Source organism: Paraburkholderia sp. UCT31, assembly GCF_014397655.1.
GTDB classification, from domain to species: Bacteria; Pseudomonadota; Gammaproteobacteria; order Burkholderiales; family Burkholderiaceae; genus Paraburkholderia; species Paraburkholderia tuberum.
Genome location: NZ_VZQP01000007.1, coordinates 56,083 through 72,484, shown reverse-complemented (window position 1 = coordinate 72,484; position 16,402 = coordinate 56,083). Strand labels below are relative to the sequence as shown.

Sequence of the window (16,402 nt, the reverse complement as noted above, 5' to 3'; positions counted from 1 at the left end):
ACGCCGTCGTTACCGCCTCGTTCCCAGGGCCTGTTCAGGCCCTAGCGGAACCCCAGCTTGCGCCGTGCGCCGATCAGCGCCGCGATGCTCAGCAGCGCGGCAAACATCACGTAGTAGCTCGGCGCTGCCTTCGAACCGGTCGCGCTGATCAGCCACGCGATGATGAACGGCCCGAAGCCGCCGAAGATCGTCACCGCGATGTTATACGCGAGCGACATGCCGGTCGTGCGCGTCTGCACCGGGAATATCTCCGACAGCAGTCCCGGCGTCGCGCCGAAGTAGCCGCTGACGAGAAAACCGAACACGATCTGCCACACGATCAGCGTGCCGAAGCTCGGATGCGCGATCAGGAACGCGAACGCCGGATAGACGAGCACGAACAGCAGCACGGCCGCGCCCAGCATGATGCGTGTGCGTCCATGCAGGTCCGACCAATGCCCGGCCACCGGCGAGAACACCATCTGGATCAGACCCGTCACCGCGATCGCCGAGAACGCGACCGACGGCGCGAGCCCCAGTTGCCGCACGCCATAGGTCGGCATGAACAGCATCAGATACGCGGACACGGTCCCGAGGATCACCACGCCCATCGCGATCACGAGCCGCAGCTTCTGCGTCGCGAACGTATCGCGCAGCGGCGTCCGCGTCGTTTCGGCGGCGAGGAATTCGGGCGTCTCGTCGAGCCTGGTGCGGATGTAGAACGCAACGGGCCCGATCAGCAGACCGAAGAAGAACGGCACGCGCCAGCCCCACGATGCCATCTGTTCCGGCGACAGCTGGCCGGTCAGCAACGCGCCGAAACCGGCCGCGAGCAGCGTCGTCAGACCCTGGCTCGCCATCTGCCAGCTCGCGTAGAAGCCGCGCCGGCCCGGCACGTGCTCGGCGAGAAACGCAGTCGCGCTGCCGAATTCGCCGCCGGCCGAGAAGCCTTGCATCAGCCGCGCGAGCACGAGGATCAGCGGCGCGGCGAGACCGATGCTCTGGTAGGTCGGCAAAATCGCGATGATCAGCGTGCCGCTCATCATCAGCAGGATGGAAAGCGTGAGCGCCCCCTTGCGCCCGGCGCGGTCCGAGTACGCGCCGATCACGATCGCGCCGAGCGGCCGCATGAAGAATGACACGCCGAACGTGCCGAGCGTGAGCAGCAGCGATACGGTCTCGTTGCCGGCCGGAAAAAACAGCTTGGAGATGGTCACGGCGAAAAAGCCGTACACCACGAGATCGAACCATTCGAGCGCGTTGCCGATCGAGGCGGCCACCACCGCGCGCCACGAATTCTGCCGGCTTCCCGCGACGCTTGCTGCTGTCGTAGCATTCATCCAGATCTCCTGTACTGCGCGAAATATTTATCGACACGAACGCATAACGTCCGCCCAGGCCATCCCGGCAACGCGCAGCACCGGCATGACTGCTTGCGCTCTATTTAACTGAAAAAATAAAAGCGATGCGAGCGACAAATGGCCGAGGCGCGCCACCATGGCCGAGGCGTTCGCAACGGGCGACAAAAAACCGCTTCGTCGGTGAACGACCGAAGCGGTTTTCGTATTGCGGCGCAGCGCGGATCGAATCGCAACAGCGGCCGGCGCGCCTACTGCTGCTTGATACCTTCCGACTGGATATGCAGGCGCGTCTGCATGCTGAAGCCGTACTTCGCGCCGAACTCCATGCCGTAATCGGCGCGATTGAATTCGGTGCTCGCCTCGACGCCGCAGACTTCGCGCTTGAGGACCGGGTGCTGCATGCACTTGAACGAATCGATCTTCAGATTCACCGGCTTCGTGATGCCGCGAATCGTCAGCGTGCCGATCACCTCGACGGGCTTGTCGCCGTCGAACTTGATCTCGGTGCCCTTGTAGGTGACGGTCGGATACTTCTCGACGTCGAAGAACTCGGCGGCCCTCAGGTGATCGTCGAGCTTCGGGTTGCCGGTCTGCACCGAAGCGGGATCGACGGTGACGTCGACGGTGCCGGTTTTGGCCGCGCGATCGAGCGTCACCGTTCCCGTGGTCTTCGTGAATTTGCCGCGCCAGATCGACAGACCGCCAAAGTGGTCGGCCTCGAAGCTCGGAAACGTATGCATCGGATCAAGCAGATAGGTATCGGCGGCGAAGGCGCCGAGCGACAGCGACGAAGCCAGCGCGCCAACAGCGATCAATATGGACGTTTTCAATTCGTGCTCCTCTTTTGCGTTGAAAATCGCGGTGCAACCTGCGGTGGGAAAGCGGCCGCGCCCCACGTGGCGCGGCGGACCTCGCGCACGCCGTGCGCGTTACTTGCGCGCGGCGACGATATGAAACTTGATCACGACCTCGTCGGCGACGACCGATGTGTCCTTCCATTCGCCGGTGCCGATGTCGAATTGCGAGCGCTTGATCGGCAGCGCGCCGTCGAAAGTCTGCATCGCGCCCTGCTGGCCGACCGTGACCGGCACCACGACCGTCTCCGACTTGCCCTTGATGGTCAGCTTACCGGTCACCTTGAACTGGCTGCCGCCGGCCGGCGCGATCGCGCTCGACACGAACGTCGCGCTCGGAAAGGTCTTCGCGTCGAACCATTCCTTGCCGCGCACCTGCTCGTTGTAGCTCTCGTCGCCGAGATCGTAGCTGGCGACGTCGATGTTGAGCTGCGCGCTGCCGGCCGTCGGTTTGGCCGGATCGAAGCTGACCTGCGCCGTGAACTTGTTGAACTTGCCTTCGACCGGCACGTTCATCTGCTTCGAGGTAGCCGTCACCGAACTCTTCGCGACGTCGACCTGCGCGAGCGCCGCGCCCGCGGCGCTCAGCGACGCCGCCGCGAACGCGGCCAGCATGTAGCGATAAAACGAAACCTTCATGGATGTCCTTATTTGAGGAAAGGGAGCATGCGAGACAGCAGGCCGTCGCGATCGAGCCACTGATGCTTGAGCGCCGCCGCGGTGTGTAGCGCGACCAGCACGAGCAACGTGTAATTCAACGCGATGTGCAGGTTCTTCAGCACTTCCTTCAGGTGCGGATCGGGCGCGATGATTCGCGGCAGCGGAATCAGCCCGAGGTAGACGACCGGTACGTTCGCCGCCGAGCTATACAGATAGCCGGACACGGGAATCACGATCATCAGCACGTACAGCAACAGATGTGTGACATGCGCGGCGCCACGCTGCCAGGTGGGCATGCGGCGCGGCATCGGCGGCGAGGCGTGGGTCGCGCGCCACAGGATGCGCACGATCGCGAGCGCGAACACGGTCACGCCGATCCATTTGTGCCACGAGAAATAGCGCAGCTTGGTGGGCGTGAAGCCCGGGATGTCGGTCATCACCCAGCCGAGCGCAAAGCCGCAGACGATCAGCAGTGCGATCAGCCAGTGAAACGCGATGGCGGTCCGCGTGTACGACTCCCGGGTACCGAACGATGGATTGAGTGTCATGACAGATCAACGCAGGCTGTTAGAAGTTAACGGCGCGCCGCGGCCAGCTATTCCGCGATCACCGCCGCATCGGCGCGGCGTGCGCGGCCGATGCGGCGGACATCATCGCCACAAAAGGCCGCCGGGCATGCCACGGGCGCCATGCTACCCCAAGCGCGAAAAGCTGGCTGGAGCGTGTCGGCGGAACGGGCCCGAATTTTGCGCTGAAATGGCCCCAAGGCGCCGCGTCACCGCCCTTGCGTTGAACGATTCGGGGACCGAAAGCCCCGAAGCGACGCCATCTCAGGCCCGGACCAGCGCGCGCGGGGGACGGCGCCACGCCCCGCGCCGCGCGCGGCTCGCGTCGGTCGCGAGGCCGCGTTTGGTACTATTGCTGCTCACCGCCGTCCGACCCCTCGAAACGAGCAGGCCTTGCACGCCGCCACTACGTCGTTAGCCCATCTGCCGCATGGAACATGACAACCTGATCGCGTGCCATGAATGCGATACGCTGTTCCGCAAGCCACGGCTTGTCGGGCGCGTCGCGGCGCGTTGTCCGCGCTGCGGCGCGACGCTCTATCGCGGCGTCTCGCGCAAGCTCGACGCGATCTGCGCACTGACGCTCGCCGCGCTGATCACGTTCGTGATCGCGCAGGGCTTTCCGATCGTCGAACTCGAAACCAACGGCATCACGTCACAGACTACGCTGTTCGGCGCGCTCGTCGCGCTGTGGGGCGAGAACATGCAGATCGTCGCCGTGATGGTGTTCTGCTCGACGATCCTCTTTCCGTTCACCGAACTCGTCGCGCTGCTGTACGTGCTGGTGCCGCTACGCGCCGGCTACGTGCCCGCGCACTTCAATCGCGTGCTGCGCGCGATCCAGTTCGTGCGGCCGTGGGGCATGATCGAAGTGTTCATGCTCGGCGTGCTGATCACGATCGTGAAGATGGTGAGCCTCGCGCGCGTGATTCCCGAGGCGGCGCTGTTCGCGTTCGGCGCGCTGACGCTGATGTTCGCGGTCGTCGTCACATTCGATCCGCGCGTGCTGTGGGATGTCGCCGACGAGATCGACGCGAGCGGCGATCGGCCGTTGCCGCGCACGTCGGCCGACAGCGCGGCGGTCGCGGTCGGCTCGCTCGCCGGTCCGCCGGCGCCGTCCGCGCTCGCGGGCTCGACCAGCGGCAGCGCTGGTGGCACAACCAACAGCACGGCGGACGGCACCCCGCCCGGCTTGCCGCCCACGCCGCGCGAAGGATGAGCCCACGATGAAATACGTCACCGCGAAACGCGCGGGCCTGCTGTCCTGCCATTCGTGCGGGCGCGTCGAACCGCGCATCCGCTCGGTCACGCCGCAGCACTGCGGCCGCTGCGGCGCGCATCTGCACTCGCGCAACCCCGACAGCCTGATGCGCACATGGGCACTGCTGATCGCCGCGGCGCTGCTGTATATCCCGGCGAACCTACTGCCGGTGATGCACACGTCGTCGCTGCTCGGCTCCGAGGACGACACCATCATGAGCGGCGTCGTCTATTTCTGGACTTCCGGCGACTGGCCGCTCGCGATGATCGTGTTCATCGCCAGCATCCTGGTGCCGATGCTGAAGCTCTCGGTGCTCGTGCTGCTCACCGTCACCGCTCAGCGCCGCTCGCGCTGGCGTCCGCAACAGCGCACGACGCTGTACCGGATGGTCGAGCGGATCGGCCGCTGGTCGATGCTCGACGTGTTCGTCGTCACGCTCACCGTGGCGCTCGTGCGTTTCAAATCGCTGGCCGTGATCACGGCCGGGCCGGGCGCGATCGCGTTCGGCTCGGTCGTGATCCTGACGATGCTGGCCTCCATGCAATTCGATCCACGCCTCATCTGGGACCCCGTGGAAAGCCGTACCCCAACACCTCAGGATCTCGACCATGACTAGCCCGCAAGGACCGACGCCCGCCTCCGATGATGCGCCGCGCAACGATTCGAACGGACCCAGACTGCCGCCCCAACTGCCCGACCCCGAGATCGAGCCACGCAGCCGCTGGCTGCCGTCGCTCGTCTGGGTGATTCCGCTGATCGCCGCGCTGATCGGCATCGCGCTCGTGATCAGGTCGGTGACCGAGCGCGGGCCCGTGATCACGATCAGCTTCATCAGCGCGGAAGGCCTCGAGCCGGGCAAGACCAAGGTCAAGTACAAGGACGTCGACGTGGGCGCGGTGAAGACGATCACGCTGTCGCCGGATCTGTCGCACGTGCTCGTGCAGGTGCAGTTGACCAAGGAAGGCGGAAAGTTCGCGGTCAAGGACTCGCGCTTCTGGGTGGTGCGACCGCGTGTCGGCGCGAGCGGCGTGTCGGGTCTGACGACGCTGCTGTCGGGTTCGTACATCGGCGCCGACGCGGGCCGCTCGACCGAAAGCGAGAGCAACTTCGTCGGCCTCGAAACGCCGCCGCCCATCACCGGCGACCAGAAAGGCCACCAGTACACGCTGCACGGCGATTCGCTCGGCTCGATCGACATCGGCTCGCCGATCTTCTACCGGCGCGTGCAGGTCGGTCAGGTGGTCGGCTTCTCGCTCGACAGGGACGGCACCGGCGTGACGATGCGGGTGTTCGTGTCGGCGCCGTTCGACCAGTACGTCGGCACCAACACGCGCTGGTGGCATGCGAGCGGCGTCGATCTGCGGCTCGATTCGAGCGGCTTCAAGCTGAATACGCAGTCGCTCGCGACAGTGATCGTCGGCGGTCTGTCTTTCCAGTCGCCGCCCGGCCAGAACATGGGCCCGCAGGCGCCGAACAACCAGACCTTCCGCCTCGGCTCGGACGAAGCGGACGCGATGCGCGAACCAGACGGCGTGCCCTTGCGCGTCGTGATGAACTTCAACCAGTCGCTGCGCGGGCTGTCGATCGGCGCGCCGGTCGATTTCCGCGGCATCGTGCTCGGCCAGGTGACCAATATCGGCATCGACTACGATCCGAAGACGCAGAGCTTCACGATGCCGGTCACGATGAACCTGTACCCGGACCGCCTCGGCAAGCGCTTCCGCGAGAGCTCGCCGCAGCCGGGCACGCTCGCCGGCGAGAACCTGCTGCAGGAACTCGTCAGGCACGGCCTGCGCGGCCAGTTGCGCACCGGCAACCTGATCACGAGCCAGCTGTACGTGGCGCTCGATATCTTCCCGAAAGCGCCGCCGGCCAAGGTCGACGTGACGACCGATCCGTTCGAGCTGCCGACCATTCCGAACACGCTCGACGAATTGCAGCTGCAGGTCGCCGACATCGCGAAGAAGCTCGACAAGGTGCCGTTCGACCAGATCGGCGCGAATCTGAACACCGCGCTGAAGAACGCCGACCAGCTGTTCTCGCGTCTCGACAACGAAGTCGTGCCGCAGGCGCGCGACACGCTGACGGCCGCGAAGCAGACCTTCAGTTCGGCCCAGGCAACCTTGCAGCAGGATTCGCCGATGCAGTCCGACGTTCATCAGGCGTTGCAGGAACTGACGCGCACGTTGCAGTCGCTGAACGCGCTGTCGGACTACCTCGAGCGTCATCCCGAATCGCTGTTGCGCGGTAAATCAGGAGATAAACCATGATGTTTGCCCGGCTCCCCCGTCCGCCGCGCGCGCTCGTGCGCGGTGCCGTACGCGGCGTCGCGTACGGCACCGCACTGGCTGCGGCTCTCGCCATCGCGGCGTGCTCGTCGCCGTCGAGCCGTTTCTATACGCTGGGTGGCGCGGATAGCGCAAGCACCGCCGCGCATGGCACCGCGCCGGCCGTCGCGCGCACGAGCGCCGCGCCTGCCTGGCTGATCGAAGTCGCGCCGGTCAACGTGCCGCCGCAGGTGGCGAGAAATCAGCTGGTCGTGCAGACCGGGCCGACTCAGGTGCAGTTGCTCGAACAGGAGCGTTGGGCGTCGCTGCCCGGCGATGAAATCCGCCGCGCGCTGTCGACGAATCTGACGCAGCAGCTCGGCACCATCGATACGTTCGGCACCGCGCACCCCGACGACGCGGCCGTGTACCGGATCGCCATGAACGTGCAGCGCTTCGAGTCGTGGCCCGGCTCGCATGCGTTGATCGATGCGGTGTGGAGCGTGCGGGCCGTGCGCAGCAATGCGGTGATGACCTGTCGCAGCGTGGTCAGCGAGACGGTTGGCGGCGGGTACGACGCGCTCGTCGATGGACATCGGCGCGCGCTCGCGGAAGTGTCGACACAGATCGCGATGGGCGTGCGCGCGATGGCGGCAACGGCCGTCGCTTCCACGAACACGACGGGCCGGCCTTCGTCTTCGGCCAGACCGGCTGCGGCGCCGGCCGTGCCGCCCTGTCCTTCGGCGGGAACGGCCGCGGGAGCCGGCGCCTGACAGGCCCGGCTGGCGCGAGCCCGGTGCCCGCGTGCACACGCGTGTTGATCCGGGCCGCAGCCACTTCAGCGCACACCTTCAGCAGACGCGCATCCGCAATACCTGCTTGCCCCTCCGATTCCGCGCGTCTCTGCACGAAAACACCATGTTCGACTCCATCACACGGTTGATAAAAAAATGGCGCGCGTCGCGCGACGGCGGCCATCAACTCGATGTCCTGCTCGCGATCGCCGACAAGAGCGCACCGTATGCGGAACGCAGCGAGTGGCTGATCGAACTCGCGCACTGGATTCGCCGCGACCGTACGATGCGGCCCGTCACGACGGATACCGACGACACCGCCGCCCCACAGTCCAACCCCGCCCATACGCGCATCCGCTACCTGCTGCACGTGCTCGATCGCAACCCCGCGTGGAAGGCGAACGTCGCCGGCATCCTGCGCGCGCTGCTGCGCGAAAGCGATGGCCTCTCGCTGCTGTGCGACGCCGGCATGCCGGTGCATTCGGGCTTCTTCGGCGCGGTGTTCGAACGCCTCGAGGCGTCGCTGATTCCGCCCGCGCCGAACCGCCGCGACCTCACCGCGATCGTCACGCTGATGTTCGGCTCCGAGCCCGACGCCGAATGGATCGACACGCTGCCCACCGATCTGCTGGTGCGTATCCACGCGCTATTCGACTACGCGCCCGACGACGACGAAGACGGACGCGACAGCACGCCCTTCTCGCTCGACCTGCTGGCCGCGCTGCACAACCTGACCTGCCAGATCAGCTCGACCGGACTGTCGCAAACGGTGCGCAGCCGGCTGGGCGGTGTGGCGCCACCTGGCGATCGCATCGACGACCGCGTCGACCGCGTAATCGACGCACGAACCACCGACGTCAACGGCGTGCGCGTCGCCATGGAAAGCCAACCGTTCTACCGCCTCACCCGCGCGATGCTCGCGGTCGAAGCCGCTCACGACGCGTACGCGGCGGGCGGCCCGCAGGAGCCGCTGCTACGCGAGGTCAACTATCTGCGGCTGCTGCTCGACGAATGCCGCGGCGCAACCGACAACGTGTTCGCGCATCTGTACCGCAACGGCGTGAGTGTCGACATCGTGTTCCAGGTCGAGCGGATGCGCATGCGCATCGAGCGCGCCGAGCATCTGCTCGATGCCTGGATGGCGCAGGACGATCTGCACGCGGCCGCGCGCCTGACCGCCGAACTCGTGCGCGCCAATCACGCGAGCCAGAGCGTCGCGCATCTCGCGCGCAGCAATTCATCGCTGCTCGCGCGCAAGATCGTCGAGTACAGCGCGGACACCGGCGAACACTACATCACGCGCGATCGCGCCGAGTATCTGAAGATGATGCGCATGGCGGCCGGCGGCGGACTCGTGACCGTCGTCACCGTGTGCGTGAAGTTCGCGATCACCGGCGCCCATCTGCACGCGATGCTCGAAGGCGTGCTCGCCGGCATCAACTACGCGGCGAGCTTTCTGCTGATCCACTTCCTGCACTTCTCGCTCGCGACCAAACAGCCCGCGATGACCGCGCCGACGCTCGCGCGCGAACTCGACGGCGTCGGCACGCCGGCCGGCGTCGACAGTTTCGTGAGTTCGGTGACCGCACTGATGCGCACGCAGGCCGCGGCGGTGCTCGGCAACGTGCTGCTGGTGTTTCCCGTCAGTCTGTGCGTGGATCTGCTGTACCACGCGCTGTTCAACACCGACCTCATTTCGGCCGACAAGGCGATCGCGACGCTGCAGTCGTTCTCGCTGATCGGGCCGACGCCGTTCTATGCGGCGTTGACGGGCGTGCTGCTGTGGTCGTCCAGCCTGCTCGCGGGCTGGGCGGACAACTGGTTCATCCTGCATCGCGTCGCCGACGCGCTCGCCTACAACCGGCGCCTGCGCATGACGCTCGGCGTGGCCGGCGCCGACCGTCTCGCGCGCTTGTGCCGCGCGAACGTCGCGGGCGTGGTCGGCAATATCACGCTCGGCCTGATGCTCGGGCTCGTGCCGGCGATCCTCACCGCCTTCACGTTCAAGTTCGACGTGCGTCACGTGACGCTGTCTGCCGGCTCGATCGGCGTGGCGCTCGGCGTGCTCGGCGAAAGCGCGCTGAAGCTGCCGGCTCTGTGGTGGGCGGTGGCGGGCGTCGGCAGCATGGCGATTCTCAATGTCGCGGTGAGTTTTGCGCTGGCGTTCTACATGGCGGTGAAATCGCGCGATTTGCGGCGCAATGCGGTGCGCTCGCTGCGCGGGGCGATCTGGCAGCGGGTCAGGCGGCATCCGCTGGAACTCGTGTGGCCGGCCAAAGCGGGACCCGAGGCGAGATAGCGCGAGGACAGACGACGGGCCGGCGCGCCAATCGCGCCGGCCCGCCGACCCCGACCGCGTACAATAGCGCCTTATCCAACGCCTTGCGGCAACCTCAATGTCCTTCGATTTCTTCCTTCCTTGCCCGCGCGGGCTCGAAGCTCCGCTCGCGGCCGAACTCGCCGAAATTGCCGCCAAACATCTGAACGGCGCCCCCTTCACGGCCGGCGCCCAGGTACCGGGCGGCGTGCATTTTCGCGGCGGCTGGGCCGCCGGTATGGCCGCCAATCTGCACTCGCGTCTCGCGAGCCGCGTGCTGCTGAAAATCGCGGAGCGGCCCTACCGCAGCGAGCAGGACATCTACGCGCTCGCGCTCGAGCAGCGCTGGGAGCAGTGGTTCTCCGCGCACGAGACGCTGCGCGTCGACGTCACCGCGATCAAGTCGCCGCTGCGCAGTCTCGAGTTCACGACGCTGCGCGTGAAGGACGCGATCTGCGATCGTCTGCGCGAAAAAAGCGGCGTGCGGCCGAGCATCGACACCGCGATGCCCGACGTGCGCGTGTTCGCGTTCCTGAGCGCGACCGACTGCACGCTGTACCTCGACACGTCCGGCGATCCGCTATTCAAGCGCGGCTGGCGTCTCGACAAGGGCGCGGCGCCGCTGCGCGAAAACCTCGCGGCTGGCATTTTGCGTCTGACTGGCTGGCAGGCCGGCACGCCGCTCTACGATCCGATGTGCGGCAGCGGCACGTTCCTCGCGGAGGCGGCGCAGCTCGCGTTGAACATCGCGCCGGGCGTCGAGCGGCGCTTCGGCTTCGAGAAGCTCAAACAGTTCGACGCGCGGAGCTGGCAAGCGCTGAAGGGCGCCGCGCTCGAAGCGAAAAATGCGGCGCGCGGCTCGCGCGGCGCGGATCTGGAGATTTTCGGCAGCGACATCTCCGGTGACATGCTCGAAAAAGCACGCGCGAACTTCGAGCGCGCCGGCTTGCCGGCCATTTCGCTCAAGCAGCTCGATGCGCGCGACATGACCCCGCCTGGCTCGGCGCCGGGCATCCTCGTCGCGAATCCGCCGTATGGCGAGCGGATCGAAGTGCGCGGCCGCAATGCGCGCGGCGAGCTTCGCGAAGGCCGCGGCAATCGCGACGACGACGGCTTCCGCCGCATTCAGGAAGAAGCGCCGGACAGCGAGTTTTTCCAGTTGCTCGGCAATGCGTTGAAGCAGCGCTTTGCCGGATGGCATGCGTTCATCCTGACGTCAGATCGCAAGCTTCCGGGGCAACTGCGGCTGCGCGAATCGACGAAGACGCCGCTGTTCAACGGTGCGCTCGAATGCCGGCTGTTCCGCTTCGATCTGATCGCGGGCAGCGTGCGGCAGCGTCCGCAGAGCGATACGCCGGCGGCTTGAGGCTGTTTCTAGCGGGGCGACGCGCTGTCGTCGCCCTGTCGTCATCGCGTCGCTCGAAAAGCAGGCCACGCGCATGAGCGATGTGGTCGGCGTGTTTCAGTTGCTGGTGGGGTGAAGCGGTCGCGTCTTCGCACCCTACTGCCACCACGCTGTCAGCAGCACCCCCGCACACTCCTTCTCACGCCATCCGGCGCTTGAACGGCCTACTGCCAACCGAAGGAGAGTGTCATGTCCGCATTGCCCAAACTCGTTGCCTGGTTCGAAATCCCGTCCGTCGATTTCGATCGCGCGGTGCGCTTCTACGAAGCCGCGCTCGACGCCCCGCTGAATCGCCAGGAGATCGGCGGCCAGCCGATCGCCGTGTTCAGCTACGAGGAGCCCGCGACCGGCGGCGCGATCGTCCACAATCCGTCGATGACACCCGGCGTCGACGGCGTCACCGTCTACCTGAACGCGCTGCCCACCGTCGACGCGGCGCTTGCGCGCATCGAACGGGCGGGCGGCAAGACCGACGGCCCGGTGATCAAGCTGCCGCAGGACATCGGCTATATCGCGTTCTTCACCGATACCGAAGGCAACCGCCTCGGCCTGCATTCGCGCACCAACGGCTAAGCGCGCACCTGAAGTCGCCGCGCCCCGACCGAAGGCCGCCATGCGGCGCTATCATCGCGGGACCGTCGCCTTCCTCCTCTACCCGACGCCCACGATGACGCGCCGCGCCGACCGCCTGTTCCAGATCGCCGAGCTGCTGCGCGGCCGGCGCCTGACCACCGCGCAGCAACTAGCCGACTGGCTGAACATCTCGCCGCGCACGGTCTATCGCGACGTGCGCGATCTGCAATTGTCGGGGGTGCCGATCGAAGGCGAAGCGGGCATCGGTTATCGGCTGTCGCGCTCGGCAAGTCTGCCGCCGCTGACCTTCACCGCCGACGAACTCGCCGCGCTCGCCGCCGGCGCGCGCATGCTCGAATCATGGGGCGGCGCGGGCTTCGCGAGCGGCGCGCGGGGCGCGCTGGCCAAAATCGCATCGGCGATGCCCGCCGACAAGCGCGCGACGCTCGAACGGCTCGCGATCTTCGCGCCGTCGTTTCACATCAAGGGCGATTTTTCGACGCAGCTCGACTCGCTGCATCGCGCGATCGATGCGCGCCAGGTGGTGCGCTTCGCGTACACCGACGCCAACGGCGCCGACACCGAGCGCCGCGTCTGGCCGCTCGCACTCGCGTACTGGGGCGCGCGCTGGACGCTCGGCGCATGGTGCGAGCTGCGTGCTGATTTCCGCAACTTCGGACTGGAGAAGATGCGCGATCTCGAAGTGCTCGAGACGTATCCCGATCAGGAAGGCAGGCGGCTCGCGGATCTGCTGCGGCACGTAAACGCGAGGCCGAAAATATGAAAAGGATCGCGGCGCGACGCACCGCGATCTCCGGGTCTGTTTACCGCTAACGAGCTACTCGACCGCCTTCACCATATCCTCGATCACCTTCTTCGCGTCGCCGAACACCATCATCGTCTTGTCCATGTAGATGCGTTGATGGTCATTGGGTCAAGCTCCCTATGAAAGCCCGCCGCGTCAGGCTTACGGCCGGGGTGCCCGGCGATCCAGGCGGTTATCGCAGGTAAAACGCATTCCGGTAGGTCCAGTTACCGGCATTGACCCGACGCGAAATTTTTCGCGTCCGCGAAAAATCACGCGGCCTGCCAAGGGTTCACAAGGGAGACGCCCGTTGCTACGAAATCAGCGACATTTCGCGTCACCACGGTCATACCATGAACGATCGCCGTAGCGGCGATAAGCGCATCACGCTCCGAGCGCCGATCCGGTACATGCAAGCGCGCGCAGCGTAAGGCAACGCCCGTATCGACAGGCAGCACGCGATCCGCAAATTCAGTTAAGACGTGCTCATCGAGCCATGCACGCAGCAACGCGCCTTGGCTCGGGTCGCTGCGCTCCTTCAGCAAAACGCCCGTTGCCAGCTCCATGATCGTGATTGCAGAAACAAAGAGCGCCGAAGCATCGACGCTCTTTGCCCAGGCGACGAGGTTGGCATCTGCCCTGCGCCCCTTACGGAGTTCGGAAACGACATTCGTATCGATAACAAACATCAGAGTTCAGCCGGCCGGATAGATATATCCACGCGCGGCGGATCGAATTCAATGTCAGCAACCTCGGGCATGGCCAAGGCGTCCACGATGTTGCGACGTTGTCCGGCGAGAAGCCAGTATTCCTCGATGCTCAGCAAAACATGGGCGGGCCTGCCGCGATCGGTGATGAATACAGGGCCGTCCTTGGTCGCCTTTTTCGCCCGGGTCACGTCCTGATTGAGTTCCCTGCTGGATAAGGTCGTAATCGTCATATTCCCTCCCGCTATCGAACGTAGTAACGTTACTACATGTCAGGAACGTAGACAAGTCACTACGTTGTGAGTTCCGAAAGAGAAACTTTCGCGTCCGCGAAAAATCCGCCGACGGCGGCTCACTTATGCTCGCTCTCCTTATCGAGAGCGAGCAACGCAAGGTGGTCCTCCAGCTCGCGTCGCAAGAGCTGGAGCGTATCCAATTTCTTCACTTGCTCAGGCTGATCGCGAACGGTGGCAGCTTCTTCGATGGACTCCTCGCCAAGCTCCGGGCTCTCCGTTTTCTTAACGTGTGACAAAAAGCGCGGCACCGTATAAATCTGGAAGTCCTGTCCGGTCTCCGTCATCAATTCTTGCCGCAGTGCCGGCAATACGCCGATTTTCTTTCCTTCGACTTCAAGGACCCGATCCTCCTTCTGGTCGTCGCTCACAAAGACGATGGGGGATTTCTCGGCACTCGCGGAGTGCCCCCAAATTTCCTGACTAGCCGTTGAACGCTTCGCGCAAGCTGATCCGCTGCCCCTTCAGGCTGCAGACAATTCGCCACGCGTACACCGACGCGAACGGCGCCGACACCGAACGCCGCGTCCGGCCGCTCGCGCTCGCGTACTGGGGCGCGCGCTGGACGCTCGGCGCATGGTGCGAGCTGCGTGCTGATTTCCGCAACTTCGGACTGGAGAAGATGCGCGATCTCGAAGTGCTCGAGACGTATCCGGATCAGGAAGGCAGGCGGCTCGCGGATCTGCTGCGGCATCTGAACGCGAAGCCGAACAGATGAGAAGGATCGCGGTGACCCACCGCGATCCTGACGCCGATTCACCGCCAGCGATCTAGTCGACCGCCTTCACCATATCCTCGATCACCTTCTTCGCGTCGCCGAACACCATCATCGTCTTGTCCATGTAGAACAGGTCGTTGTCGAGCCCGGCGTAGCCCGCCGCCATCGAGCGCTTGTTGACGATCACGGTGCGCGCCTTGTACGCCTCGATGATCGGCATGCCCGCGATCGGCGACTTCGGATCGTTCTTCGCGGCCGGATTCACCACGTCGTTCGCGCCGAGCACGAGCACCACGTCGACCTGGCCGAACTCGCCGTTGATGTCCTCCATCTCGTACACCATGTCGTACGGCACTTCGGCCTCGGCGAGCAGCACGTTCATGTGACCCGGCATGCGGCCGGCCACCGGGTGAATGGCGTACTTCACCTCGATGCCCTTCTCGACCAGCTTGTCGGTCAGCTCCTTCAACGCATGCTGCGCGCGCGCCACGGCCAGCCCGTAGCCCGGCACGATCACGACCGTTTCCGCGTTGCCCATCATGAACGACGCGTCATCGGCCGAACCCGATTTCACCGGACGCTGCTCCGCCGCGCCGCCCGCGGCCGCGCCCGGCTCGTTGCCGAAGCCACCGAGGATCACGTTGAAGAACGAGCGGTTCATCGCGCGGCACATGATGTACGACAGGATCGCACCCGACGACCCCACCAGCGAGCCGGCGATGATCAGCATCGGATTGTTCAGCGAGAAGCCGATGCCCGCCGCCGCCCAGCCCGAGTACGAGTTCAGCATCGACACGACGACCGGCATGTCCGCTCCGCCGATCGGAATGATGATCAGCACGCCGAGCACGAACGCGATGATCGTCATGATGATGAACGGCAGCCACGACTGCGTGAGGAAGAAGAGGACGCCAAAGCCGAGCATCGCGAGCGCGAGCATCAGGTTGATCAGATGCTGGCCGCCGTAGACGACCGGCGCACCCTGAAACAACCGGAACCTGTACTTGCCCGACAGCTTGCCGAACGCGATCACCGAGCCGCTAAAAGTAATCGCGCCGACGAACGTGCCGATGAACAGTTCGATGCGGTTGCCGTACGGCAGGAAGCCCTCGATCGGCACGTCGGGATCGACGAGGCCGAACGCGGCCGGCTCCGACACCACCCCATACGCGATGCACACGGCCGCGAGACCGATCAGCGAGTGCATCGCCGCGACCAGTTCAGGCATCTTGGTCATCTCGACGCGCGCGGCGACGAACGCGCCGATCGCACCGCCGATCACGAGCCCGAACAGCAGCAGGCCGAGACCGAGACCGAGATTGGAGCCAAGTGCTTCGGCCTGCCGCGAGATCAGCGCGATGGTCGTCAGAATCGCGATCGCCATGCCGACCATGCCGAAGGTATTGCCGACGCGCGCGGTCTTCGGATTGGACAGCCCCTTGAGCGCCTGGATGAAGCAGACCGACGCGACCAGATACAGCAGCGTGACGACGTTCAGGCTCATTTACGTACCCTCCTTGCCGCCAGCCGGTAGTTTCCTGGGTTCTTTCTTCTTGAACATCTCGAGCATTCGCCGCGTGACGAGGAATCCGCCGAACACGTTGACGGCCGCGAGCGCGACCGCGATCGTGCCGAAGAACTTCCCGGCGCTGCCGACGGTGAGACCCGCCGCGAGCATCGCGCCGACGATCACGATCGCCGAGATCGCATTGGTCACGGCCATCAGCGGCGTATGCAGCGCGGGCGTGACGTTCCAGACCACGTGATAGCCGACGTAGATCGCCAGCACGAAGATGATCAGGTTGATCACCGTGTGATTGATGACTTCCATCTTCGGCTTCC

General features: G+C 65.3%; 17 protein-coding genes and 1 pseudogene. 9 read left to right on the top strand and 9 right to left on the bottom strand.

Features of this window, described 5'->3' with window-relative positions:
* Positions 1-41: 41 nt before the first annotated feature.
* From F6X40_RS07365 to F6X40_RS07350, 4 genes are all read right to left on the bottom strand, one after another.
* Positions 42-1,319 carry an MFS transporter gene (locus F6X40_RS07365; protein WP_187627297.1) on the bottom strand — a complete coding sequence of 426 codons (1,278 nt, stop codon included), beginning with the start codon at positions 1,317-1,319 and terminating at the stop codon, positions 42-44.
* A gap of 269 nt (positions 1,320-1,588) precedes the next feature.
* A complete protein-coding gene (locus F6X40_RS07360) occupies positions 1,589-2,158 on the bottom strand; it encodes a YceI family protein (RefSeq protein ID WP_184034536.1) in 570 nt (189 codons plus the stop codon).
* A 111-nt stretch (positions 2,159-2,269) separates the two neighbouring features.
* Entirely contained in the window at positions 2,270-2,833 is a 564-nt protein-coding gene (locus tag F6X40_RS07355; protein ID WP_187627296.1) for a YceI family protein, read from the bottom strand.
* 8 nt (positions 2,834-2,841) lie between these two features.
* Complete coding sequence (locus F6X40_RS07350; protein WP_184067228.1) at positions 2,842-3,402, bottom strand: cytochrome b; 561 nt, start codon at positions 3,400-3,402, stop codon at positions 2,842-2,844.
* Positions 3,403-3,850: 448 nt separating this feature from the next.
* On the opposite strand from F6X40_RS07350, the gene F6X40_RS07345 reads away from it, so the two are divergent.
* From F6X40_RS07345 to F6X40_RS07310, 8 genes are all read left to right on the top strand, one after another.
* Complete coding sequence (locus tag F6X40_RS07345; RefSeq protein ID WP_187627295.1) at positions 3,851-4,639, top strand: paraquat-inducible protein A; 789 nt, start codon at positions 3,851-3,853, stop codon at positions 4,637-4,639.
* A 7-nt stretch (positions 4,640-4,646) separates the two neighbouring features.
* Positions 4,647-5,297: a paraquat-inducible protein A gene (locus F6X40_RS07340; protein WP_184034548.1), complete on the top strand. Its 651-nt coding sequence runs from the start codon at positions 4,647-4,649 to the stop codon at positions 5,295-5,297.
* Positions 5,290-6,951, top strand: a complete 1,662-nt coding sequence (locus F6X40_RS07335; protein ID WP_187627294.1) for an intermembrane transport protein PqiB — start codon at positions 5,290-5,292, stop codon at positions 6,949-6,951. Before F6X40_RS07340 ends, F6X40_RS07335 begins: the two co-directional genes overlap by 8 nt.
* Positions 6,948-7,721 (top strand): PqiC family protein, encoded by a 774-nt coding sequence (locus F6X40_RS07330; protein WP_187627293.1) that lies wholly within the window; start codon positions 6,948-6,950, stop codon positions 7,719-7,721. The genes F6X40_RS07335 and F6X40_RS07330 overlap by 4 nt, the downstream gene beginning before the upstream one ends.
* Before the next feature lie 145 nt (positions 7,722-7,866).
* A complete protein-coding gene (locus F6X40_RS07325) occupies positions 7,867-10,041 on the top strand; it encodes a site-specific recombinase (protein WP_187627292.1) in 2,175 nt (724 codons plus the stop codon).
* 97 nt (positions 10,042-10,138) lie between these two features.
* The gene (locus F6X40_RS07320) at positions 10,139-11,425 is read left to right on the top strand and encodes a class I SAM-dependent RNA methyltransferase (RefSeq protein ID WP_187627291.1); all 1,287 of its coding nucleotides are present in this window, start codon (positions 10,139-10,141) and stop codon (positions 11,423-11,425) included.
* Between the two features lie 228 nt (positions 11,426-11,653).
* Entirely contained in the window at positions 11,654-12,037 is a 384-nt protein-coding gene (locus F6X40_RS07315) for a VOC family protein (protein WP_184034560.1), read from the top strand.
* Between the two features lie 40 nt (positions 12,038-12,077).
* The gene (locus tag F6X40_RS07310) at positions 12,078-12,821 is read left to right on the top strand and encodes a helix-turn-helix transcriptional regulator (RefSeq protein WP_184067209.1); all 744 of its coding nucleotides are present in this window, start codon (positions 12,078-12,080) and stop codon (positions 12,819-12,821) included.
* Between the two features lie 293 nt (positions 12,822-13,114).
* Here the strand turns inward: F6X40_RS07310 and F6X40_RS07305 are convergent, their stop codons facing one another.
* From F6X40_RS07305 to F6X40_RS07295, 3 genes are all read right to left on the bottom strand, one after another.
* Entirely contained in the window at positions 13,115-13,534 is a 420-nt protein-coding gene (locus F6X40_RS07305) for a type II toxin-antitoxin system VapC family toxin (RefSeq protein WP_184003177.1), read from the bottom strand.
* Positions 13,531-13,782 carry a type II toxin-antitoxin system prevent-host-death family antitoxin gene (locus F6X40_RS07300; RefSeq protein ID WP_184067206.1) on the bottom strand — a complete coding sequence of 84 codons (252 nt, stop codon included), beginning with the start codon at positions 13,780-13,782 and terminating at the stop codon, positions 13,531-13,533. The genes F6X40_RS07305 and F6X40_RS07300 overlap by 4 nt, the downstream gene beginning before the upstream one ends.
* Positions 13,783-13,901: 119 nt before the next feature.
* The gene (locus F6X40_RS07295; protein WP_187627290.1) at positions 13,902-14,213 is read right to left on the bottom strand and encodes a hypothetical protein; all 312 of its coding nucleotides are present in this window, start codon (positions 14,211-14,213) and stop codon (positions 13,902-13,904) included.
* Positions 14,214-14,314: 101 nt separating this feature from the next.
* Here F6X40_RS07295 and F6X40_RS07290 point away from each other — a divergent pair.
* A pseudogene (locus F6X40_RS07290) lies at positions 14,315-14,560 on the top strand (helix-turn-helix transcriptional regulator); the annotation flags it as partial.
* A 52-nt stretch (positions 14,561-14,612) separates the two neighbouring features.
* Here F6X40_RS07290 and F6X40_RS07285 read toward each other — a convergent pair.
* Positions 14,613-16,064 carry an NAD(P)(+) transhydrogenase (Re/Si-specific) subunit beta gene (locus tag F6X40_RS07285; protein ID WP_184067203.1) on the bottom strand — a complete coding sequence of 484 codons (1,452 nt, stop codon included), beginning with the start codon at positions 16,062-16,064 and terminating at the stop codon, positions 14,613-14,615.
* Complete coding sequence (locus F6X40_RS07280; RefSeq protein ID WP_018419437.1) at positions 16,065-16,391, bottom strand: NAD(P) transhydrogenase subunit alpha; 327 nt, start codon at positions 16,389-16,391, stop codon at positions 16,065-16,067.
* Between the last annotated feature and the right edge of the window lie 11 nt (positions 16,392-16,402).

Coding starts and splice junctions, on each gene's coding strand:
- F6X40_RS07365 (WP_187627297.1), bottom strand. CDS start 1,319: ATGAATGCTACGACAGCAGCAAGCGTCGCGGGAAGCCGGCAGAATTCG.
- F6X40_RS07355 (WP_187627296.1), bottom strand. CDS start 2,833: ATGAAGGTTTCGTTTTATCGCTACATGCTGGCCGCGTTCGCGGCGGCG.
- F6X40_RS07350 (WP_184067228.1), bottom strand. CDS start 3,402: ATGACACTCAATCCATCGTTCGGTACCCGGGAGTCGTACACGCGGACC.
- F6X40_RS07345 (WP_187627295.1), top strand. CDS start 3,851: ATGGAACATGACAACCTGATCGCGTGCCATGAATGCGATACGCTGTTC.
- F6X40_RS07340 (WP_184034548.1), top strand. CDS start 4,647: ATGAAATACGTCACCGCGAAACGCGCGGGCCTGCTGTCCTGCCATTCG.
- F6X40_RS07335 (WP_187627294.1), top strand. CDS start 5,290: ATGACTAGCCCGCAAGGACCGACGCCCGCCTCCGATGATGCGCCGCGC.
- F6X40_RS07330 (WP_187627293.1), top strand. CDS start 6,948: ATGATGTTTGCCCGGCTCCCCCGTCCGCCGCGCGCGCTCGTGCGCGGT.
- F6X40_RS07325 (WP_187627292.1), top strand. CDS start 7,867: ATGTTCGACTCCATCACACGGTTGATAAAAAAATGGCGCGCGTCGCGC.
- F6X40_RS07320 (WP_187627291.1), top strand. CDS start 10,139: ATGTCCTTCGATTTCTTCCTTCCTTGCCCGCGCGGGCTCGAAGCTCCG.
- F6X40_RS07315 (WP_184034560.1), top strand. CDS start 11,654: ATGTCCGCATTGCCCAAACTCGTTGCCTGGTTCGAAATCCCGTCCGTC.
- F6X40_RS07310 (WP_184067209.1), top strand. CDS start 12,078: ATGCGGCGCTATCATCGCGGGACCGTCGCCTTCCTCCTCTACCCGACG.
- F6X40_RS07300 (WP_184067206.1), bottom strand. CDS start 13,782: ATGACGATTACGACCTTATCCAGCAGGGAACTCAATCAGGACGTGACC.
- F6X40_RS07285 (WP_184067203.1), bottom strand. CDS start 16,064: ATGAGCCTGAACGTCGTCACGCTGCTGTATCTGGTCGCGTCGGTCTGC.
- F6X40_RS07280 (WP_018419437.1), bottom strand. CDS start 16,391: ATGGAAGTCATCAATCACACGGTGATCAACCTGATCATCTTCGTGCTG.